At 60.5% G+C, this 21,247-nt stretch carries 17 protein-coding genes, 6 tRNA genes and 2 pseudogenes; 17 read left to right on the top strand and 8 right to left on the bottom strand.

The window, feature by feature from the left end:
- Nucleotides 1-8 precede the first annotated feature (8 nt).
- Nucleotides 9-911, top strand: a pseudogene (locus HDC30_RS29605) (HAMP domain-containing protein); the annotation flags it as partial.
- A 315-nt stretch (nucleotides 912-1,226) separates the two neighbouring features.
- Nucleotides 1,227-1,820 (top strand): annotated as a pseudogene (locus HDC30_RS29610) (methyl-accepting chemotaxis protein); the annotation flags it as partial.
- A 736-nt stretch (nucleotides 1,821-2,556) separates the two neighbouring features.
- On the opposite strand, the gene HDC30_RS19155 reads toward HDC30_RS29610, so the two are convergent.
- Nucleotides 2,557-3,315 carry a hypothetical protein gene (locus HDC30_RS19155; RefSeq protein WP_171061878.1) on the bottom strand — a complete coding sequence of 253 codons (759 nt, stop codon included), beginning with the start codon at nucleotides 3,313-3,315 and terminating at the stop codon, nucleotides 2,557-2,559.
- A gap of 384 nt (nucleotides 3,316-3,699) precedes the next feature.
- Here HDC30_RS19155 and HDC30_RS19160 point away from each other — a divergent pair.
- The 6 genes from HDC30_RS19160 to HDC30_RS19185 all read left to right on the top strand — a co-directional run bounded on the left by HDC30_RS19160 (nucleotide 3,700) and on the right by HDC30_RS19185 (nucleotide 4,321).
- Nucleotides 3,700-3,775, top strand: a tRNA-Glu gene (locus HDC30_RS19160).
- Between the two features lie 2 nt (nucleotides 3,776-3,777).
- A tRNA-Gly gene (locus tag HDC30_RS19165) sits at nucleotides 3,778-3,853 on the top strand.
- 104 nt (nucleotides 3,854-3,957) lie between these two features.
- Nucleotides 3,958-4,033, top strand: a tRNA-Glu gene (locus tag HDC30_RS19170).
- A 3-nt stretch (nucleotides 4,034-4,036) separates the two neighbouring features.
- A tRNA-Gly gene (locus HDC30_RS19175) sits at nucleotides 4,037-4,112 on the top strand.
- Between the two features lie 55 nt (nucleotides 4,113-4,167).
- Nucleotides 4,168-4,243: transfer RNA gene (locus HDC30_RS19180), tRNA-Glu, on the top strand.
- 2 nt (nucleotides 4,244-4,245) lie between these two features.
- Nucleotides 4,246-4,321 (top strand) — tRNA-Gly (locus tag HDC30_RS19185).
- Between the two features lie 131 nt (nucleotides 4,322-4,452).
- Here HDC30_RS19185 and HDC30_RS19190 read toward each other — a convergent pair.
- The 4 genes from HDC30_RS19190 to HDC30_RS19205 all read right to left on the bottom strand — a co-directional run bounded on the left by HDC30_RS19190 (nucleotide 4,453) and on the right by HDC30_RS19205 (nucleotide 8,519).
- Nucleotides 4,453-6,192 carry a dipeptidase gene (locus HDC30_RS19190; protein ID WP_183784404.1) on the bottom strand — a complete coding sequence of 580 codons (1,740 nt, stop codon included), beginning with the start codon at nucleotides 6,190-6,192 and terminating at the stop codon, nucleotides 4,453-4,455.
- A 199-nt stretch (nucleotides 6,193-6,391) separates the two neighbouring features.
- Nucleotides 6,392-7,030 (bottom strand): LysE family translocator, encoded by a 639-nt coding sequence (locus HDC30_RS19195; RefSeq protein WP_183784406.1) that lies wholly within the window; start codon nucleotides 7,028-7,030, stop codon nucleotides 6,392-6,394.
- 1 nt (nucleotide 7,031) lies between these two features.
- The gene (locus tag HDC30_RS19200) at nucleotides 7,032-7,802 is read right to left on the bottom strand and encodes a 2OG-Fe(II) oxygenase (protein ID WP_183784408.1); all 771 of its coding nucleotides are present in this window, start codon (nucleotides 7,800-7,802) and stop codon (nucleotides 7,032-7,034) included.
- A 90-nt stretch (nucleotides 7,803-7,892) separates the two neighbouring features.
- Nucleotides 7,893-8,519, bottom strand: coding sequence for an alanyl-tRNA editing protein (locus tag HDC30_RS19205; RefSeq protein WP_115989141.1), 627 nt, complete (start codon nucleotides 8,517-8,519; stop codon nucleotides 7,893-7,895).
- A gap of 90 nt (nucleotides 8,520-8,609) precedes the next feature.
- Here HDC30_RS19205 and HDC30_RS19210 point away from each other — a divergent pair, with 90 nt between their 5' ends.
- The gene (locus HDC30_RS19210) at nucleotides 8,610-9,608 is read left to right on the top strand and encodes a LysR family transcriptional regulator (protein WP_025112989.1); all 999 of its coding nucleotides are present in this window, start codon (nucleotides 8,610-8,612) and stop codon (nucleotides 9,606-9,608) included.
- Nucleotides 9,609-9,692: 84 nt separating this feature from the next.
- Here the strand turns inward: HDC30_RS19210 and HDC30_RS19215 are convergent, their stop codons facing one another.
- Nucleotides 9,693-10,100 carry a PA2817 family protein gene (locus HDC30_RS19215; RefSeq protein ID WP_007967565.1) on the bottom strand — a complete coding sequence of 136 codons (408 nt, stop codon included), beginning with the start codon at nucleotides 10,098-10,100 and terminating at the stop codon, nucleotides 9,693-9,695.
- A gap of 89 nt (nucleotides 10,101-10,189) precedes the next feature.
- Nucleotides 10,190-12,637 (bottom strand): acyl-CoA dehydrogenase, encoded by a 2,448-nt coding sequence (locus HDC30_RS19220; protein ID WP_183784410.1) that lies wholly within the window; start codon nucleotides 12,635-12,637, stop codon nucleotides 10,190-10,192.
- Nucleotides 12,638-12,885: 248 nt separating this feature from the next.
- On the opposite strand from HDC30_RS19220, the gene HDC30_RS19225 reads away from it, so the two are divergent.
- From HDC30_RS19225 to HDC30_RS19240, 4 genes are all read left to right on the top strand, one after another.
- Nucleotides 12,886-13,545 (top strand): transglutaminase family protein, encoded by a 660-nt coding sequence (locus HDC30_RS19225; RefSeq protein ID WP_183784412.1) that lies wholly within the window; start codon nucleotides 12,886-12,888, stop codon nucleotides 13,543-13,545.
- Between the two features lie 43 nt (nucleotides 13,546-13,588).
- Nucleotides 13,589-14,212, top strand: coding sequence for a glutathione S-transferase family protein (locus tag HDC30_RS19230; RefSeq protein WP_027612334.1), 624 nt, complete (start codon nucleotides 13,589-13,591; stop codon nucleotides 14,210-14,212).
- Between the two features lie 133 nt (nucleotides 14,213-14,345).
- Nucleotides 14,346-15,278 carry an ABC transporter ATP-binding protein gene (locus HDC30_RS19235; RefSeq protein ID WP_027612335.1) on the top strand — a complete coding sequence of 311 codons (933 nt, stop codon included), beginning with the start codon at nucleotides 14,346-14,348 and terminating at the stop codon, nucleotides 15,276-15,278.
- Nucleotides 15,275-16,054 (top strand): ABC transporter permease, encoded by a 780-nt coding sequence (locus HDC30_RS19240; protein WP_027612336.1) that lies wholly within the window; start codon nucleotides 15,275-15,277, stop codon nucleotides 16,052-16,054. Before HDC30_RS19235 ends, HDC30_RS19240 begins: the two co-directional genes overlap by 4 nt.
- Before the next feature lie 139 nt (nucleotides 16,055-16,193).
- Here the strand turns inward: HDC30_RS19240 and HDC30_RS19245 are convergent, their stop codons facing one another.
- Nucleotides 16,194-16,712, bottom strand: coding sequence for a DUF2062 domain-containing protein (locus HDC30_RS19245; RefSeq protein ID WP_183784414.1), 519 nt, complete (start codon nucleotides 16,710-16,712; stop codon nucleotides 16,194-16,196).
- A gap of 136 nt (nucleotides 16,713-16,848) precedes the next feature.
- On the opposite strand from HDC30_RS19245, the gene HDC30_RS19250 reads away from it, so the two are divergent.
- From HDC30_RS19250 to lpxK, 4 genes are all read left to right on the top strand, one after another.
- Nucleotides 16,849-19,062, top strand: coding sequence for a DNA internalization-related competence protein ComEC/Rec2 (locus tag HDC30_RS19250; protein WP_183784416.1), 2,214 nt, complete (start codon nucleotides 16,849-16,851; stop codon nucleotides 19,060-19,062).
- A 111-nt stretch (nucleotides 19,063-19,173) separates the two neighbouring features.
- A complete protein-coding gene (locus HDC30_RS19255) occupies nucleotides 19,174-19,809 on the top strand; it encodes a MotA/TolQ/ExbB proton channel family protein (protein WP_003227083.1) in 636 nt (211 codons plus the stop codon).
- Nucleotides 19,806-20,234, top strand: coding sequence for a biopolymer transporter ExbD (locus HDC30_RS19260; RefSeq protein ID WP_103369230.1), 429 nt, complete (start codon nucleotides 19,806-19,808; stop codon nucleotides 20,232-20,234). The genes HDC30_RS19255 and HDC30_RS19260 overlap by 4 nt, the downstream gene beginning before the upstream one ends.
- Nucleotides 20,234-21,244 carry a tetraacyldisaccharide 4'-kinase gene (lpxK, locus tag HDC30_RS19265; RefSeq protein WP_183784418.1) on the top strand — a complete coding sequence of 337 codons (1,011 nt, stop codon included), beginning with the start codon at nucleotides 20,234-20,236 and terminating at the stop codon, nucleotides 21,242-21,244. The genes HDC30_RS19260 and lpxK overlap by 1 nt, the downstream gene beginning before the upstream one ends.
- Nucleotides 21,245-21,247: the final 3 nt, after the last annotated feature.

The following is a 21,247-nucleotide window of genomic DNA, read 5'->3' on the forward strand; positions in this document are numbered from 1 at the left end:
TGAAGCAGATGTCGTCGCTCAACAGTGCACTGCTCAAGGTGCGGCTGCTGGAGCAGGACTATGCGCTGCACAGCAATCCGAAAACCGTCGATGCCTTGCACGAAGGCGTAGACGGTTTGCTGGCTCAGGCCGCGCAACTCAAGGCGCAGTCCCCGGCCAACGTGGCGGTGATGAGCGATGTCGAACAGGCACTGGGCGCTTATCGCAAGGCTTTCGATGAGTTTGTCTCGCTGACTCAGGCCAAGGATCTGGCGCTGGAAATGGCCAGTTGGTCGGTGTCCAGCGTGGCCAATAACCTGGACGTACTGCAGGCCGGTCTGGTCGATGATGGCGCGTATACCTTGAAGGACACCGAAGGCAAGGACGGCGCACAGTTCATCGAACAGGCCAGCCAGGTCAGCCAGGTGTCGCGGCTGATGTTGCAGGCGATGAACGAGGCGCGGATTCGTCTCGACCAGAGCCGTAAGGGCGATGCCGAGAGTGCCGGCAAGGGCAATATCGAGCAGGCCGCCCAGGCGCAGGCTCAGGCCGAGCAGTTGAAGACCACGGTCAAGGATGAGGGCTACCTGACGGTACTCAATGAAGTGTCCGGGCACATCGCCGGTTTCAACGACAAGCTCGCCGAGTACACCGGCCTGCTGGCCCAGGAAAAAACCGTCTACGAACAGTTGCACCAGCGTGCGGCGCAGGTGATGGAGCGCGTGGATCAGGCGTATGGCGCCGAGGATGGCGCGATGCAGGCGGAATTGAAGAAAAACTCGGTGTTGATCATCGGTTCTTCGGCGCTGGCATTGCTGGTCGGGCTGATTGCCGCGTGGGTCATTACCCGGTTGATCGTCGCGCCGTTGCGCAGTGTGATGCGGGTGGCACAGCAGATTGCGGCGGGGGATTTGAGTGCGAGGGTGGAGGTCACCCGCCGTGATGAGATCGGGCAACTGATGCTGGCGATGCAGCAGATGGGCACCGGGCTGAGCACGATCGTCAGCGGTTTGCAGGCGGGCATCGAGCAGTTGGCCAGTTCCGCGCAATCGCTGTCGGCGGTCACCGAGCAGACCAACCTTGAGGTCAACAGCCAGAAGGAAGAGACCGAGCAAGTGGCCACGGCCATGAACCAGATGACCGCCACCGTGCATGACGTGGCGCGCAATGCCGAGGAGGCCGCGCTGGCCGCGCAAACGGCGGATGCCAAGGTCGAGAGCGGGCAGCAGGTGGTGCGCCAGAGCATGGTGCGGATCGAGCAACTGGCGGATTCGGCGACGTCGGCCAGTTCGAGCATCGAAAGCCTCAGTGCGCAGATCCAGAACATCGGTACGGTGCTGGATGTGATCAAGAGCGTTGCCGAGCAGACCAATCTGCTGGCGCTCAACGCCGCGATCGAGGCGGCGCGGGCCGGGGAGCAGGGCAGGGGCTTTGCGGTGGTGGCTGATGAGGTTCGCGCGTTGGCGCGGCGTACGCAGCAGTCGACTGAGGAGATCGAGCGGCTGGTCAGTGCGTTGCGTTCGGCGGCACATTCGTCGGTGCAGCAGATTCAGAGCAGTGGTGAATTGGTGAAGCTGGCGGTCAGTGATGCGCTGCAGACCGAGAGTGCGCTGGGCAGTATTGCGGCGGCGGTTTCGTTGATTCAGCAGATGAATCAGCAGATTGCGGCGGCGGCGGAGGAGCAGAGTTCGGTGGCTGAGGAGATCAATCGCAGTGTGACGAGTATTCGTGCGAGTGCGGATCAGTCTTCGATGGCGATGCGGGGGAATGCGGTTTCGAGTGTTGAGCTGGCGCGGTTGGGGGGGGAGCTCAAGGGGATGGTTGGGCATTTTCGGCTTTGACTTGGCGGCCTCTGGGCCGACTAGGTTCTTGGGGTTTTGGGTGAATATCCGTTGCTTCGGGGGCTGCGGCTGGCGGTTTCGCTCTTACAGCGAGTCACTTTTGCAGACGCCCAAAAGTAACCAAAACGCTTGGCCCCAGCGTTCGGCCCTCGCTTAGGCTCGGGTTCCTTCGCTGCGGGATTCATCCGGGGGCATCGCCTCCGGTTTGCTTCGCTGCACCTCCTCTCGATGTGTTTGGCTTCGCCAAACGGTCGCTGCGCTCCCACCCCCGGATGAACCCCTCCACTCAGCCTGCCGAAGGGGCCGGCACGGCAAGATCAAGAGCTTTCGGCGAGCTGACACTCGGCCATTTGAGTGGTGAAGAGCGAAGCGGTGCACTATCTCGCTCTTCTGTAGGAGTGAGCCTGCTCGCGAAGGCGGCCTGACAGCCGACCAGTTTTCTAACTCACTCACCCTATCCCACTGTGGGAGCTGGCTTGCCAGCGATGGCGGCCTGACAGCCGACCAGTCTCCAACTGAGCGCCCCCATTCCAACTGTGGGAGCTGGCTTGCCAGCGATGGCGGCCTGACAGCCGACCAATCTCCAACTGAATAAACTCATGCCCACTGTGGGAGCGGGCTTGCTCGCGAAGGCGGCCTTACTGCCAACCAATCTCTAACTGAATGTTCGCAATGGCAGTCAGCCCACCCCCCACAAAAAAGCCACCTCTCGGTGGCTTCTCTTAACTCTCGACCATCAGTCGTAAATCACTTTCTTCTTCCAGTCCGCATCGGCTTCGACTTCTTTGAGGCCTTCGGTCAACTGGTTCACTTCGCCTTCAACCGGGGCAATCTTGTCCATGACCTGGGCATTGGCGCGGGCCAGGAGTTTTTCCAGGTATTGCAGTTGTTCCGAGTACATCTGCGGGTCTTGCTGTTTGCGCAGGTATTGCACGCCGCGTTCGAAGGCGAGGCGGGCCTGGCCGGGTTGGTTTTGTTGCAGGGATTGTTGGCCGAGGTTGTTGAAGAATTCGATGTGCAGCAGGACCAGGATGTGGCGGACTTCCTTGATCCAGTGTTTGGCTTCGTTCGGTGGCAGGAAGCCGTCATGGGCGGCGCGGGTGATCTGGCCGTGCAGGGCTTCGAGCAGGAAGCGGACGTCCTTGGCTTTGGCTTCGGTCAGGATCGGTGCCGGCGGGTTGTTGACCGGGATCGATTCGCCTTGGGCCACCAGTGCGCTGAGTTCGGTGATCCGTGCCTTGGTCGTGGCGCTGGTTTTTTCCAGGTTCAGCAGGCGCTGGCAGACGTTCAGCTCCAGACGGGTCAGCAGCAGCTTGAGTGCCGGGGTCATGAACTGGCCGGGGAAGGTTTCGGTCAGCTCACCGCAGCGGCGCAGGCGGTCGTTGAGTTCGACTTTGGTGCGGGCCTTCTCCAGTTTGTTGTTTTCCACCACATGGTTCATGTAGCCAATGGCGATCAGAATTGCGATCCCGGCTATGACTAGCAGGGTGATCATGAGTGGTGTCACCGGTAAGACCTCTTTATAGGGTTCGCATGCGAGTGTAGTGGCTGGACATTCAGGCGCCCAGCGCCGCTCGACGAGTTGATTCAGCAGCTTCTGTCTATATCGGCTGCCCACTGCTTATATGAATGCTGGCGCAAGGTGCGCAGATTGCCATCATTGTGTTGCGGACTATAACGCCTTGGCGGGTGGCGGAATATAGGCGTCAATCGTCGGGCGACGGAAAAGCCCGAATGCTCCCGTAAAGCAGGTCGAAGTCATTGATTTAAATAAATTTATATTCGGGGGTTGACGACCTCTCAAACCATCCATAGAATGCGCGCCACTTGCAGCGTAAAGCACACAGCGAAACGCGGCAGGGAGTGAATGTTGTAGCGTGTCCCCTTCGTCTAGTGGCCTAGGACACCGCCCTTTCACGGCGGTAACAGGGGTTCGAGTCCCCTAGGGGACGCCAATGCGGGAATAGCTCAGTTGGTAGAGCACGACCTTGCCAAGGTCGGGGTCGCGAGTTCGAGTCTCGTTTCCCGCTCCAATTTTAAACAGCACTGCTTTCGGGCGGGGCTGAGTGAAACCAGAACCAAGTCTTCGGATGCGGGTCTGGACACCGAAACACACACCATGTGTTCCGGGTAGCGTGTCCCCTTCGTCTAGTGGCCTAGGACACCGCCCTTTCACGGCGGTAACAGGGGTTCGAGTCCCCTAGGGGACGCCATTTGCGGGAATAGCTCAGTTGGTAGAGCACGACCTTGCCAAGGTCGGGGTCGCGAGTTCGAGTCTCGTTTCCCGCTCCAAATTCTAAAAGCGCCGCTCAGTGAGCGGCGTTTTTATTAGTGAAAGTTGTAGCCTGTCCCCTTCGTCTAGTGGCCTAGGACACCGCCCTTTCACGGCGGTAACAGGGGTTCGAGTCCCCTAGGGGACGCCATTGCGGGAATAGCTCAGTTGGTAGAGCACGACCTTGCCAAGGTCGGGGTCGCGAGTTCGAGTCTCGTTTCCCGCTCCAATTTCACAAAAACGCCGATCAGTGATGATCGGCGTTTTTGTTTGTGCAGCGTTTTGTACGCAACAAAAAAGGACCTTCGGGTCCTTTTTTGTTTTCACGTCAGGCCCGCTGAATCACGGGCCCATGCCTTATCAGAGCTTCGGTAGCTGGCCGACACGGCCCATCATCTCAGTAACGATCTGCAGATCCAGCAGGAACTGGTCAACCGTCTTGAACTCGCCATCGGTATGCCCGGTGTATTTCACTTCAGGCCGGGCCAGGCCGAATTGCACGCCGTTCGGCAGTTCATGCACTGAGGTCGCGCCGGCAGACGTGCCGAACTCGTGCTTCATGCCGAGGTTTTCAGTGGCCACCGCCAGCAGTGCCTTGACCCATTCGCCTTCCGGATTGCGGTACATCGGTTCGGCGATCGAGTAAGTGAAGTCCACGGCAACGTGGGATTTCTTGCTCCAGGCCGCCAGTTTGTCAGCGATTTGCTTCTTCAGTACCTCCGGTGATTTGCCCTTCGGCACGCGCAGGTTGACTGCCAGTTTGAAGGCTTTGTCGTCCACGCCGACGTAGGTCAGCGAGGTGGTCAACGGGCCCATGAACGAATCGGAGAAGCCCACGCCGAGTTTTTTACCCAGGTAATCCAGGCCCCAGTTGGTGGACGCATAGCGTGCAGCGTCGGTGATCTGGTTGTGCTTGAGGGCCACCTTGCCGTCGAGGCTGTTGATGAAGTCGAGCATCCGCGCGACCGGGTTGACGCCGGACTCGGGTTCGGAGGAGTGCGCTGACACACCGGTGACGCTCAGCTTGACGTCTTTGCCGTCAACCTTGGCCGCGACTTCGAAGTTACCACCGTGTTTTTTCGCGTATTCGCTGCCGGCTTTCTGCAGACTCGCGGCCAGTTGCTCAGGCTTGTCGGTGACGATTGTCGCCACCGAAACCGATGGAATCTGGTTGGTTGCCAGGCCGCCGGTCATCGATATGATTTCTGCGCCGCTGCCTTCAGCCTTGCGCAGCGGGAAACTGGCCATGACCGTGCCGTAGCCTTTCTCGGCAATGACCACCGGGTAGCCACCGTCCAGCGCCATGTTGTAGTTCGGCGTCGGGTTGTGTTCGAAGTAATACGGGATCGCGTCGCCGGTGGTTTCTTCGGTGGTGTCCACCAGCAGTTTGAAGTTGCGTGCCAGCGGCAGCTTTTCTTCCTTGATCACTTTCATCGCGTACATCGCGACGACGATGCCGTTCTTGTCGTCCTCGGTGCCGCGACCGTACATGCGGTCGCCGATCAGCGTGACTTTGAACGGGTCGAGTTTGGTGCCGTCCTTCAGCACCCAGTTTTCCGGGGTGACCGGCACCACGTCGGCATGCGCGTGAATGCCCACGACTTCGTCGCCGCTGCCGTCGAGGGAGATTTCATAGACGCGGTTGTCGACGTTGCGGAACTTCAGGTTGAACGATTCGGCCAGGTTCTTGATCTTTTCGGCGATCTTGATGAACTCAGGATTTTCGTGCTGGGCCACGCCTTCTTTCTGGAAAGTCGGGATTTCCACCAGTTCGCGCAGGGTTTCCAGCGCGGCCTTGCCGTACTTCACGCGGGTGTAGATGCCCAGCAGGCGGTAGATCTCGTTCTGCTGTTCCGCGCTCGGGGTCTTGTTGTCGAGAAAGGCGTTGATCGCCGGGCCGAGGTTGTCGGTTTTACCCAGGTCGCTCTTGCCTACGGCACCCAGAAACTGGCGGAAGTCGGTGAGGCTCGCCTCATCGAAACTCTTGAGAATGGCTGCGCTCTGTTGCGGAGTGATGTTGGCCTGCGCGGGCAGGGTGAACGCAGAAAAGCTGGCCAGGATCAGGCTGGTAGCGGCCAGTCGCTTGAGAGAAAAATTCATTGCGGTGGGCATTCCTTTGCAGGCAGTTGAGTGGAAGTGTTTGAAAGTTGAAACAAATCTTTTCCAAACTAACACCGCGAAGGTGTTGAAGGGGAGCCCCTGAAGTGGGATCCGTCGCACAGAAATGCAAAAGCGGCGCACAAACGAAAAAGGCCCGAGCAGTGTGCAACTGACCGGGCCTTGTCTTTGGGTGTCGTTTTTACATCGACAGCACCAGCCTGCCGGCGAACAGAATCAGGATCACGCCCATGCTGCGCTCGAACCAATGGCCCATGCGCATGAACAGGGTGCGTACCCGGCTGCTGGAGAAAAACAGCGCGACGATCACGAACCACAGCGCATTGACGAAGCACATCCACACCCCGTACAGCGCCTGGATATTCAGCGGGGTGCTGGCGCTGATGATCGTGGTGAAGATCGCCAGGAAGAACAGCGTGGCCTTGGGGTTGGTGGCATTGGTCAGAAAACCGGTGCTGAACGCCTTGAACAGCGACTGCTCGACCAGCGGTTCGTCAGCGCTTTTTTCGCCTTCGAGCGTGGTCTTCGGTTTACTGCGGATCAGGCTGATGCCGAGGTAAAAGATGTATGCGCCACCGATCACCTTGGCCACCGTCAGCAACCACGGCGTGGTGTGCATCAGGGCGCCAACGCCGAGCACGGTGTAGAGAACGTGCACGGAAATGCCGGCGCCGATGCCCAGTGCGGTGCAGATGCCCACCAGTCGGCCGAAGCGCACGCTTTGGCGAATGGTCACGGCAAAGTCCGGGCCGGGAGCGACCACGGCCAGAAAGTGAATGGTGGCCAGCGCCAGAAACTCGCCCAGGTAGTTCGATAACATCTCAGCTCCAGAAGGTCAGGGGTGAAGCATTGCCGCGATAGCCGACAAAGAACGAAAGGCTCAGACGCGGATCCGCCACGCCCGGGGTCACCGAGTGCATGCAGCGCGAATTGAACATGATGAAATCGCCCGGCTCCGGCCGCACTTCCAGGGTCGGTGGGCCGAGCAGCGCCGGGTCGATGCCGTAACTGTCGCCACGCATCTGGTCGAACTGATCCGGGGTGATGTCGTCGTCCCACATCTGTAGTGCGCCGCCCTCGGTCGGCATGTTCAGGTACACGTTGCAGGCGAACTGCGCCTCCAGGCTGCGGGCCTGAAAGCTGTCCGGGGCGTCCTTGGCGAAAATGTCGTGGTGGGCGAGGAAGCGCACGCCGGGTTTGACCACCCGCGACAGGCCGACATACATCTTGCGGCCATAGAGGTTTTCCAGATGCGCGCCGGCCGGCCACGACTCGTCGAGCATGCAGCGCAGGGTGTCGACCGGCGAGGAATAGGGCGCACAGCGCTCGCGCAGTTCGGCGATGTTGCGGGTGGCGCGCTCGAAGTAATCCTCGATCAGCAGCGGCTGGTTTTCCGCCTCGTAAAACGCCATGCCGATGCGGCCGATGCTCGGCGCGTTGATGTAACCCTCGAAGCCCGGAGCAAGAATCTTGTCGCCAATCTCGATCGCCAGCGGCTCGGGCAAGAAGCCTTTGACGCGGATGGCGAGGACTTCTTCGTTGGCCAGTTTTTTTATGCACGTCTCATCGAGACGCTCGACGTCTAGCATCATTGTTTTTAGGTCCATCTATCGATAGTCAACGGAACCGGCGAGTGCGGTTCCCCCGGCGTCGGACGCTGCGCGGAGCAGCGCCCGAGAAGCTTAATCCACGCTGTAGTGGACGGATAACGTGCCTTTCTTCTGCGAAAGCGAGGCGATCGTGACTGTGCCCAAATCCTTCAGGCTGCGTACATGGGTGCCACCGCAGCCATAGGCCGGCAGCTCGCCAAAACCGATTTCCCGCGCGCCTTCGCGCAGTGAGGTCAGGCGCGGCAGATCGTGTTCGATCCACTGACGGATACCGTGCTGAACGGTTGGCGCGTCGACTTCCTGAGCGGCATCGCCCGGCTTGAATTGCACTCGGCCCTCGTCCGGCCAGTGGTGCGCCTTGATCGGCGTCCAGCCCATGGCCTGCACGAAATGCCCGATCAGGTGCCCGGCCGAATGCATGCGGGTGTTGTAGCGGCGACGTTGTTCATCCACATGAATACAGGTCATGCCGGGTTTTACCGGACGATCGACGTAATGCACGATCCGGTCAGGTTCCTGCACCACGCGCAGCACCTGGCTTTCGCCGATAATGCCGGTGTCACAAGGCTGACCACCGCCTTGCGGATGAAACAACGTGGCGCGCAGCACCACGGCAAATTCGTTCTCGTGGGGCGTGCAGTCGAGGACTTCCACATTAGCCTTGAGGTCATCACTATGGAAAAAGAGGCGAAGCGTCATATTCCATGCCCTTATTAAAGTGTCTGTTTTTATTATATGAATCGTGCAATAACGTGATAATCCGTTCAAACATCAAAGGACTTGTGCGCTGTGAGCATCAATCTTCCGCTGCCACTGCTCGGTGAAATGGCGATCTTCGTCAAGGTCGTGGAGACCGGCAGTTTTTCCGAGGCGGCCCGCCAGTTGGGCTCGTCGCCGTCGGCGATCAGTCGCAGCATTTCCCGGCTGGAAAAGGCCCTGGCCACGCGTTTGCTGCAGCGCACTACGCGCAAACTGCGCTTGAGTGACGGTGGCGAGGAAGTGTTCAAGCGCTGTCAGGAGATGGTCAGCGCCGCCAAATCGGTGATGGAGATCAGTGGGCAGTTCACCCACGAGGCGGAAGGGCTGGTGCGGGTCAGTGTGCCGAAAGCGGTCGGGCGTTTCGTGATTCATCCGCACATGCCTGAGTTTCTGCGGCGTTATCCGAAAGTCGATGTCGAGTTGCTGCTGGAAGACCGCCAGGTTGATTTGATTGACGATCATGTCGACCTGGCGATTCGTATCACTGATCGACCGCCGGCCGGGCTGGTCGGACGGCAGTTGCTGACCATCGACCATTTGCTCTGCGCCACCCCGCAATACCTGGCCGAACATGGCACGCCGACCCACCCGCATGACTTGCTCAATCACAGCTGCATCTATCTGGGTGAAACCCCGAGCGATGCGCGCTGGAAATTCAAGAAGGGCAGCAAAGCGGTGACCGTCGGCGTACGTGGCCGTTATGCCGCCAACCATACGGGCGTGCGGCTCGGGGCAGTGTTGCAGCACATTGGTATTGGCAGCCTGCCGTACTTCACCGCGCGTTATGCGCTTGAGCAGAAGTTGATCGTGCAGGTGTTGCCGGAGTGGACATTTCTCGCTTCCTACCACGGTGGTCTGTGGTTGCTGCATTCGCCCACGCGCTACCTGCCGCCGAAGCTGCGGGTATTCATCGATTATCTGGTGGAGTGCCTGGAGAAGGAGCCGACGTTGAGCAAGCCGGGCAAGGCGGGGGCGCCGAATAATCTGGCGATGGCGTATGAATTGCCGGAGAGCGAGGGGCTGCTTTAAAAGCAAAAGATCGCAGCCTGCGGCAGCTCCTACACAATCCCTGTAGGAGCTGCCGCAGGCTGCGATCTTTTGATCTTTGGACGCTTAGTGCTTGCTGTCCTGGGCAGACATCGCCAGCAACTGTTTTTCCTGATTCCAGTCGAACGGTTCGTCGTTCTGTTCGGCTTCGTAGCGACGTTCTTCCAGTGCCTGATACAGGTCGATTTCTTCATCAGACAAGTAGTGCAGGCAGTCACCAGCGAAGAACCACAGCAGATCCCGTGGGATCAGGTGGGCAATTTGCGGATAGCGGGTAATCACTTGGGTCAGGATGTCCTGGCCCAGGTACTGGCTTTCGATCGGGTCGATCGGCAGGGACGCCAGCAGTTCGTCAAAGCGCTCCAGGAACAAGGCATGGCTTTCTTCGGGAACCTGTTCGGCCTCACCTACGGCGACCAGGATACTGCGCAGATGGTCGAGCAAAACCAGATGATCGGCAACGACGTTGGACACGAGATAAGTCCTCAAGAGCAAAACGGGCGCGGGAGTATAAAGCTCTCGTGCCCGTTTTTCACAAATAAACAGCTACACGGTCGTCGGCATCAGCGGACTTTGCCCTCAGCCTGCTTCAGCTCTTCCTTGTCGAAATCATCGACGTCGATCACCTTGCGCCGTGCCGCTTCGGCATCGCGCAGGGTCTGTGCTTCCTGCGGTTGCAACACTCCGGCCTCCAGTGCGGCATCGATAGCGTGTTCGCCGGCGACCGGTTTGACCTGACCACTCTTGAGCGAGGTGTGCAGTTTCTTGTGCAGCGGTTGGGCGGCATTCAGCAGATCGCTGGCGTGTTGCAGGGCACCGACGGCATCGTCGGCGGACTGCGGGCGATAGCAACCGGCGAGCAGTTCTTCGAGAGTCGGATCACCTTTGGCGCGACCAATAACAGCTGCCACTTCGGCACCGAGCTTGTCCGATGGGCCTTTGTGGCGACGGCCGAACGGGAACACGATCACCCGCAGCAGGCAGCCAAACACTTTGTTCGGGAAGTTGCTCAGCAGCTCATCCAGCGCCCGTTCCGACTGGCCGAGGCTTTCTTCCATGGCCCAGCGGAACAGCGGCTCCATATGCGCCGGCGAATCCAGGTCGTGATAACGCTTGAGCGCAGCGGAGGCCAGATACAGGTTGCTCAACACATCGCCAAGACGTGCGGACAGGCGTTCCCGGCGCTTCAGTTCGCCACCCAGCAGCATCATGCTGAAATCGGCCAGCATGGCAAATGCCGCTGCCTGCCGATTGAGTGCGCGGAAGTAGCCCTGACTGATCCTGTCCCCGGGTGCATGTTCGAAGTGGCCGAAGCCCAGGTTCAGCACCAGGGTGCTGGCGGCATTGCCGACGGCAAAACCGATGTGCTTGAGCAGCAGGCCATCGAATTCTTTCAATGCCTGTTCTTTGTCTTCGCGGCCGGCGAGGGCCATTTCCTTGAGGACGAACGGATGGCAACGAATGGCGCCCTGACCGAAGATCATCAGGTTGCGCGAGAGGATGTTCGCACCTTCCACGGTGATGAAGATCGGCGCGCCGTTCCAGCTGCGCCCGAGGTAGTTGTTCGGCCCCATGATGATCGCCTTGCCGCCGTGCACATCCATGGCGTGGGTGATGCACTCGCGGCCGCGTTCGGTCAGGTGATACTTGAGGATCGCCGACAGCACCGACGGTTTCTCGCCCAGATCCACCGCGTTGGCGGTGAGCATGCGTGCGGCGTCCATCATCCAGGCGTTGCCGCCGATGCGCGCCATGGCTTCCTGAATGCCTTCGAAGGCCGACAGCGGGACGTTGAACTGTTCACGAATCTGCGCGTACTGACCGGTCACCAGACTGGTGAACTTGGCCGCGCCGGTACCGACTGCCGGCAGCGAAATCGAACGCCCGACCGACAGGCAATTCATCAGCATCATCCAGCCCTTGCCGAGCATTTCCTGGCCGCCGATGAGGTAGTCCAGCGGGATGAACACGTCTTTGCCCGAGTTCGGGCCGTTCATGAACGCGGCACCCAGTGGCAGGTGACGACGGCCGATTTCCACACCCGGTGTATCGGTGGGGATCAGCGCCAGACTGATGCCGAGATCTTCCTTGTCGCCCAGCAGATGCTCCGGGTCATAGGCTTTGAAGGCCAGGCCGAGCAGGGTCGCGACCGGGCCGAGAGTGATGTAGCGTTTTTCCCAGTTCAGGCGCAGACCGATGACTTCCTGGCCTTCCCATTCACCTTTGCAGATGATCCCGGTGTCCGGCATGGCGCCGGCATCGGAACCGGCCAGCGGGCCGGTGAGGGCGAAGCACGGAATGTCGTCGCCACGGGCCAGCCGCGGCAGGTAGTGGTTGCGTTGCTCATCGGTGCCGTAATGCAGCAGCAGTTCGGCCGGGCCGAGGGAGTTGGGCACCATCACCGTGGAGGCGAGGTCACCGCTGCGGGTCGCGAGTTTCATCGCCACTTGCGAGTGGGCGTAGGCGGAAAAGCCCTTGCCGCCGAATTCCTTGGGAATGATCAGGGCGAAGAAGCCATGTTCCTTGATGTGGCTCCAGGCTTCGGGCGGCAGGTCCATCGACTGGCCGATCTGCCAGTCAGTGACCATCGCGCAGAGTTCTTCGGTCGGGCCGTCGATAAAGGCCTGTTCCTCCTCGCTCAGTTGCGCCTTGGGATAGGACAGCAGTTTGTCCCAGTCGGGGCGGCCGCTGAACAGCTCGCCATCCCACCATACGGTGCCGGCATCGATCGCGTCGCGTTCGGTTTGCGACATCGGCGGCAGGGTTTTCTGGAACCAGTTGAACAGCGGCGCGGTGAAGTGTTTGCGGCGCAGGTCAGGCAGCAGCAACGGCGCGGCAACCGCCGCAAGCACGACCCACAACACCAGCAGCAACCAGCCCGGGGCATGGCTGAAAATGCCCATCGCCAGCAGGTATACGGCGACGATACCCAACGCGGGCAGGGGGGCGATGCGGCGGTGGGCGAGATACGCCACACCGACGATCAGAACCAGTATCCACAACAACAGCATATGTAATCCTCCGTGAACCAAGGCAAACCGACCCTCCAGAGCTTAGACGGCATCTGTAAAACGGGGTGGTCAGAACATGGTGATTGAACTCGTGGGAAACCCCGGATGGTTTTCGTAGGTTCGGTGGGCAACACCCGTGGGAAATCGTTCGCCGCTCCCGCGTCTTCGCGTGCATGTTTGGCCGAAACGTCGTTATCTCTGTGCTTGAGCTGTCGCTAGACTCGGGGCTCACCCAGGAGAACATCGTCATGCACGAGTATCTGAGTCCCGGCCGCTTCATCGATAGTGACCACCCGGCGGTGGTGGAGTTCGCCGAACAACACCGCGGTGCCAGCCGCGACCCGCTCGCGCAGGCGATCAGTCTCTATCACGCCGTGCGCGAAGCGGTGCGCTACAACCCGTATACCTTCAGTCTCGACCCACAGACCCTGTGCGGCAGTCATGCGCAGGCGGCCGGGGAAAGTTATTGCGTGCCCAAGGCCACATTGCTGGCCGGGTGCGCACGGCATTGCGGCATTCCCGCACGCATCGGTCTGGCCGACGTCAAGAATCACCTGTCGACCCCGCGTCTGCTGGAGTTGTTGCGCAGCGATGTGTTCGCCATGCACGGTTACACCGAATTGTTCCTCAACGAGCGCTGGGTCAAGGCCACGCCGGCCTTCAACCAGCAACTCTGCGAGCTGTTCAACGTCGCACCGTTGGACTTTGACGGCATCAATGACAGCGTTTTCCACCCGTACAACCGTGACGGCGCACTGCTGATGGAGTATCTGGTCGATCATGGCCAGTTCACCGATGTGCCGGAGCATTTCTTTTTCGAACACCTGGAAAAGTGCTACCCGCATCTGTTCGGCGAACATCAGGCGAAGGTCTTGGGCGATATGCAGAGTGATTTGAGTCGGGTCTGATCCGGCGTATGCTGCCTGCCCACGCATTGGAAAAGAGGCGGTCATGCTGAAGATCTGGGGACGGAAAAACTCATCGAATGTCAGGAAGCCACTGTGGGCCGCCGAGGAGCTGGGCCTGGCCTACGAGGCGATTGACGCCGGTGGCGCCTTCGGTGTGGTCGACACGCCTGAATACCGGGCGATGAACCCGAACGGCCGGGTACCGGTGATCGAGGATGACGGCTTCGTGCTGTGGGAGTCGAATGCCATCGTGCGATACCTGCTGGCCAGGCATGCACCGAACAGCGCCTGGTACCCGGCAGACTTGCAAGCCCGGGCCATCGCGGACAAGTGGATGGATTGGACCACCTCGAGTTTTGCCGGGCCGTTCCGCACCGTGTTCTGGGGCGTATTGCGTACCCCAGCGGACCAGCAGGACTGGCCGGCGATCAACGCCGCAATCAAGGAGTGCACGGCGCTGCTGGCCATGGCCGATCAGGCCCTCGCCAGCCAGCCGTACCTGTCCGGCAGCGAAATCGGCATGGGCGATATTCCGCTGGGCAGTTTCATTTATGCCTGGTTCGAGATGCCCATCGAACGTGCCGCGCAGCCGCATCTGCAGGCTTGGTACGCACGGCTGAAGCAGCGTCCGGCTTATCAGAAAGCCGTCATGACCGCGTTGACTTGATAATAACTATCGACACTCTTGACTGTACTTGTGTGGCGGCGGCAAGCACCATTGCGCTCATGCGCCGTGGTTGTTTTGTTCGCCGCCCGGCCCAATCTTTCCTTTTCTTCCCTTCTTGGTGCGTAAATCCGATATGAGTTCCGCTCTGTCCATCCGGCAGCTAACCAAAACCTACGGCAACGGGTTCCAGGCCTTGAGTGGTATCGATCTGGACGTCGCCGAAGGTGATTTTTTCGCCTTGCTCGGCCCCAACGGCGCCGGCAAATCTACGACCATCGGCATTCTCTCGACCCTGGTCAACAAGACCAGCGGCACGGTGAATATCTTCGGTCATGACCTGGACAAGAACCCCGCCGCGCTCAAGCGCTCGATCGGTGTGGTGCCCCAGGAATTCAACTTCAACCAGTTCGAAAAGACTTTCGACATCGTCGTGACCCAGGCCGGTTACTACGGCATCCCGGCGAAGATCGCCAAGGAACGCGCCGAGCAGTACCTGACCCAGCTCGGCCTGTGGGACAAGCGCGATGTGCCGTCGCGTTCGCTGTCCGGCGGCATGAAACGCCGACTGATGATTGCCCGCGCCCTGGTGCATGAGCCGCGCCTGCTGATCCTTGATGAGCCGACCGCTGGCGTCGACATCGAACTGCGTCGCTCGATGTGGACGTTCCTCACCGAGCTGAACCAGAAAGGCATCACCATCATCCTCACCACGCACTATCTGGAAGAGGCTGAGCAGCTGTGCCGCAACATCGGCATCATCGACCACGGCACCATTGTCGAGAACACCAGCATGAAACAGTTGCTGGGCCAGTTGCACGTCGAGACCTTCCTGCTGGATCTGAAAAACGACTTGCACGCCGCGCCGCAATTGATCGGCTATCCCGCCCGGTTGCTCGACGGCCATACCCTGGAAGTCCAGGTCGACAAATCCATGGGCATCACCGCGCTGTTCACCCAATTGGCGCAGCAGAATATTGAAGTGCTGAGCCTGCGTAACAAAACCAATCGCCTCGAGGAGCTGTTCGTGTCTCTGGTAGAGAAGAATCTGTCGAAGGTGGCGGTATGAGTTCCGAGTTCCGCCCCAACCTCGTCGCCCTGCAGACCATCGTTTATCGCGAGGTCAAACGCTTCACGCGGATCTGGCCGCAGACCCTGCTGCCGCCGGCGATCACCATGGTTCTGTACTTCGTGATCTTCGGTAACCTGATCGGCAAGCAGATTGGCGGCATGGGTGGCTTCAGTTACATGGAGTACATCGTGCCGGGGCTGATCATGATGTCGGTGATCACCAACTCCTACGGCAACGTGGTCTCGAGTTTCTTCGGCAGCAAGTTCCAGCGTTCCATCGAGGAACTGATGGTCTCGCCGGTGTCGCCGCATACGATTCTGATCGGCTTCACCATTGGCGGCGTGCTGCGTGGCTTGATGGTCGGGGTGATCGTGACCATTCTGTCGTTGTTCTTCACTCATCTGCAGGTGCATCACCTGGGCGTGACCATCCTTGTGGTGGTGCTGACCGCGACGATCTTCTCGCTGCTGGGCTTCATCAACGCTGTGTTTGCGCGCAACTTCGATGACATCTCGATCATCCCGACGTTTGTGCTGACCCCGCTGACCTACCTCGGTGGCGTGTTCTACTCGATCACCTTGCTGCCGCCGTTCTGGCAGACCGTGTCGCTGGCCAACCCGGTGCTGCATATGGTCAATGCCTTCCGTTACGGCATTCTTGGCGTATCGGATATCCGCATCGGTATCGCAATCACCTTCATGCTGGTGGCAACGGTGGTGTTGTACCTCGGTTGTGCGCGGTTGCTGGTGAGTGGGCGCGGGATGCGGACCTGATCCGAAACCGCGTCGCTGCCATCGCGAGCAGGCTCACTCCTACAGAAGGGCGCGTTCCTATGTAGGAGTGAGCCTGCTCGCGATGGGGCCTATTCAGACGCTACAAAAAACGGCCTCCACTGCGGAGGCCGTTTTGCATTCAGCGCATGCGGCTTTTCTTGCGCCGCGCCCATTGCCGCGCCACCCACCAGCGCCAATACAGCATCACCGTGAAGTAGGCGAGGATGCCGAGTAGCAGCCCGCATACCACCGACCCGAGCAAAAAAGGCTGCCACATTGTTGAGAGCTCTCCGCTGATCCATTCCCAGGTCAACGAATCGGGCAGGGTGCGGGCCGGCACATTCATCAACCAGGCTCCGGTCTGGTACGTGCAGAAAAACACCGCCGGCATGGTGATCGGGTTGGTCAGCCAGACCAGGCTCACGGCAATCGGCATGTTGCCGCGCACGCTAACTGCCAGTGCCGCCGCCACCAGCATCTGCGCCGGAATCGGCAGGAACGCGGCGAACAGGCCGACGGCCATCGCCCGGGCCACCGAATGCCGATTGAGGTGCCAGAGGTTCGGGTCATGCAGCAACTTGCCGAGAAAGCGTAAGGATTTGTGTTCCCTGATGCTCGTCGGATCGGGCATGTAACGTTTGAATAAGCGCCGGGGCATAAGGCTTCTCGGTCGGTTAAGGCGGCAAGTATGTCTGGATTCTACGAAGCGCCCATTCAGACTTTGTGACAATTGTTGACGACGACCCGCCCTCATACCAGCTACGCCTAATGCAGGAACTCTCAAGGACGGGCTTATGCGCACAGGGATGATGGCGCTGGCAGTCGGTCTGCTGGTTCCGGTTTTTTTGCCGGTTTTACCGCCGGTCGGGTTGATGATGTTGTTGCCGCTGGTGGGGCTGATGTTGCTGCCGTTTCGCAGCTATCCCCTGGCGTTTCTGCTGTTCGGTTTCACATGGGCGTGCGTCAGTGCGCAATGGGCGTTGAATGATCGCCTGCCTGAAGCGCTCGACGGCGAAACCCGTTGGGTCGAAGGGCGGGTGATCGGCTTGCCGCAAACCAGCGAGGGCGTGGTGCGTTTCGAGCTGGCCGATGCCCGCTCGCGTCACGAGAAGCTGCCGTCGTTGATGCGTCTGGCGTGGTATGCCGGGCCGCCGCTCAACAGCGGTGAGCGCTGGCGCCTGGCGGTGAAGCTCAGGCGCCCCGGTGGTTTGCTCAATCCCGACGCCTTCGATTACGAAGCCTGGCTGTTGGCGCAACGCATCGGCGCGACCGGCACGATCAAGGATGGTCAGCGCCTGGCCGAGGCAAACTGGGCATGGCGCGACAGCATTCGTCAGCGCTTGATGGCAGTCGATGCTCAAGGCCGGGGCGGTGCATTGGCGGCGCTAGTGCTCGGCGACGGCTCCGGTCTCAGCCGCGAGGATTGGCAGATCCTGCAGGACACCGGCACCGTGCATCTGCTGGTGATTTCCGGCCAACACATCGGTATGTTGGCGGCGGTCATCTATCTGCTGGTCGCCGGACTGGCGCGTTTTGGGCTGTGGCCGCTGCGCTGGCCATGGCTGCCATGGGCCTGCGGGCTGGCGTTTGCCGCGGCGCTCGGTTACGGCTTGCTCGCCGGGTTTGACGTGCCGGTGCAACGGGCCTGCGTGATGGTCGGGCTGGTGTTGCTGTGGCGCCTGCGCTTTCGCCATCTCGGCGCGTGGTGGCCGCTGTTGCTGGCATTCGATGCGTTGCTGTTGCTCGACCCGTTAGCCAGTTTGCGTCCGGGTTTGTGGCTGTCGTTCGCCGCGGTGGGGATTTTGATTTTCACCTTCGGCGGGCGACTCGGTGCGTGGAAATGGTGGCAGACCTGGACCCGGGCGCAATGGCTTATTGCGCTGGGCCTGTGCCCGGTGTTGCTGGCGCTGAACCTGCCGATCAGCCTCAGCGGGCCATTGGCGAATCTGCTGGCGGTGCCGTGGGTCAGTCTGCTGGTGCTGCCACCGGCACTGCTCGGCACGCTGTTGTTGCCGGTGCCTTACGTCGGTGCAGGCTTGTTGTGGCTGGCCGGTGGTTTGATCGACTGGCTGTTTCGCGGCTTGTCGCTGATCGCCGGGGTGTGGCCGGCGTGGATCTCGCCGTCGCTGCCGTGGTGGGCCTTGTTGATTGGCAGTCTCGGCGCCTTGTTGTTGCTGTTGCCGCGCGGCGTGCCGTTACGACCGTTGGGCTGGCCGTTGCTGTTGATTCTGTTGGCGCCGCCGCGCGAGCGAGTAGCCGAGGGCCAGGCCGATGTCTGGCAGCTCGATGTCGGTCAGGGCCTGGCGATCCTGATCCGCACGCGTCATCACGCGTTGCTCTACGACGCCGGTCCACGCTTCGGCGATTTCGATCTGGGGGAGCGGGTGGTGCTGCCGGCGCTGCACAAACTGGGGGTCAACCGCATCGATCTGATGCTGCTCAGTCATGCCGATGCCGACCATGCCGGTGGTGCGCTGGCAGTATCGCGGGGCCTGAAAGTGACGCGGGTGATCAGTGGCGATCCGCCGGGCCTGCCCGCCATCCTGCAAGCCGAAGCCTGTGAGAGCGGGCGTCAATGGCAGTGGGACGACGTCAGTTTTCAGCTTTGGCAATGGGCGGCGGCCCATGACAGCAATCAGCGCTCTTGTGTGTTGCAGATCGAGGCCAATGGCGAGCGTCTGTTGCTGACCGGCGATATCGACACGGCTGCCGAACGGGTGTTGCTGGAGAGTCCGTTGGCAGTGCCGACGCACTGGCTGCAAGCGCCGCACCACGGCAGCCGCAGTTCCTCTTCGATGGCTTTGCTTCGGGCATTACGCCCGCATTCGGTGCTGATCTCCCGGGGGCAGGGCAATTCGTTCGGTCATCCGCACCCGCTGGTGCTCGCGCGTTATCGCCAGCAAGGGCTGCGCATCTACGACAGCGCGCAGCACGGCGCCATTCAGCTGCGCCTGGGCAGCTTTCAGGCACCGAGGCTGATGCGTCAACAACGGCGTTTCTGGCGTTGAAACACCATTGATCGCGGGATCGCCGAATGTGGCATCAGGTCGTCGGGGCAGCGGGTCTTAATCGCCAACCGGTATGGTAAAGTGGCGCACTTTTTCGAGGGGACTGTCACTGTGTGGGAATTGGTCAAATCCGGCGGCTGGATGATGTTGCCGATCATTCTGAGTTCCATCGCGGCCATGGCGATTGTCGCCGAGCGCCTGTGGACCCTGCGCGCCAGCCGCGTCACCCCCGAGCATCTGCTGGGCCAGGTCTGGGTCTGGATCAAGGACAAGCAGCTCAATAAAGAAAAACTCAAGGAATTGCGCGCCAATTCGCCGCTGGGTGAAATCCTCGCCGCGGGCCTGGCCAACTCCAAGCATGGTCGCGAGATCATGAAGGAATGCATCGAAGAAGCCGCCGCGCGGGTGATTCACGAGCTCGAACGCTACGTCAACGCGCTGGGCACGATTGCCGCCATGTCGCCGTTGCTGGGCCTGTTGGGCACGGTACTGGGCATGATCGACATTTTCAGCGCCTTCACCGGTTCCGGCATGACCACCAACGCCTCGGTCCTGGCCGGCGGTATTTCCAAGGCACTGATCACCACTGCGGCGGGCCTGATGGTCGGTATTCCGTCGGTGTTCTTCCACCGTTTCCTGCAACGCCGCATCGATGAGCTGGTGGTGGGCATGGAGCAGGAAGCGATCAAACTGGTCGAAGTGGTGCAGGGCGACCGTGACGTCGATCTGGCCGGGGACAAAGCGTGAAATTCCGTCGCAAACCCCGGGAAACGATCGACATCAACCTCGCGTCGCTGATCGACGTGGTGTTCATCCTGTTGCTGTTTTTCGTCGTGACCACCACCTTCACCCGCGAAACCCAGTTGCGCGTCGATCTGCCGGAATCGGTCAGCGGATCCCCCGCCGAAGACCAGCAGCTCAAGCAACTGGACGTCGCGATCAGCGCCGAAGGCGTGTTTTCGGTGAACAACAAGGTTTTGCCGAAGAATGACCTGGCGACGCTGATGGAAGCCATGCAGAAAGAAGCCAACGGTGACACCAACATGCCGTTGTCGATCAGCGCCGACGGCAAGACCCAACACCAATCGGTGATCACCGCCATGGACGCGGCCGGCAAGCTCGGTTTCAGCCATCTGCGCATGACCACGGTCGAGGCGGCGCCCAAATCCTGATGAGCCTGTCCGATCGTTTGCTCGCCGCGTGGTATCAGGGGCATCCGGCCCTGACGCTGCTGCGGCCGCTGGAAATGCTCTACCGCCGCGTGGTGGTCAACAAGCGTCAGCGCTTTCTCGACGGTGACGGCCAGATCTATCAGCCACCGGTGCCGTTGATCGTGGTCGGCAACATCACCGTCGGCGGCACCGGCAAGACACCGATGATCCTGTGGCTGATCGAGCATTGCCGACGCGCCGGTCTGCGGGTTGGTGTGGTCAGTCGTGGATATGGCGCCAAACCGCCGCAACTGCCGTGGCGGGTCACCGCCGAGCAGAGCGCCGACGTCGCCGGCGATGAACCGCTGTTGATCGTGCAGCGCACCGGCGTACCGCTGATGATCGACCCTGATCGCAGCGCAGCGGTCAAAGCCTTGCTCGCCAGTGAGCCGCTGGACCTGATCCTCTCCGATGATGGCATGCAGCATTACCGCTTGGCGCGAGATCTGGAGCTGATGCTGATCGACGCCGCCCGTGGTTTGGGCAACAAGCGCTGCCTGCCGGCCGGTCCGTTGCGCGAGCCGATCGAGCGCCTGCAAAGCGTCGATGGCGTGCTGTTCAACGGTGCCACTGCGGATCGTGAAGACGGCTTCGCCTTTCACCTGCAGCCGACCGCACTGGTCAATCTACGCAGCGGCGCGCGCAAGCCGCTGGCGCATTTTGCGCCCGGTCAATCGGTGCACGCGGTGGCCGGGATCGGCAATCCGCAACGTTTCTTCAATACCCTCGAAGCGCTAGACTGGCGAGCAGTCCCCCATGCGTTTGCCGACCACGCCGAATACAGCGTGCAGGCCTTGAATTTCACACCGTCATTGCCGTTGGTGATGACCGAAAAGGACGCGGTGAAGTGCCGTGCCTTCGCAGCAGACGACTGGTGGTATCTGGCGGTCGATGCCGTGCCGTCACCGGCCTTCGTGGCCTGGTTCGACACCCAATTGATGCGCCTGTTGCCCGATCGTCTTTTGCCTTAACTC

The sequence above is a fragment of the Pseudomonas sp. JAI115 genome (assembly GCF_014200835.1).
Lineage (GTDB): Bacteria > Pseudomonadota > Gammaproteobacteria > Pseudomonadales > Pseudomonadaceae > Aquipseudomonas > Aquipseudomonas putida_A.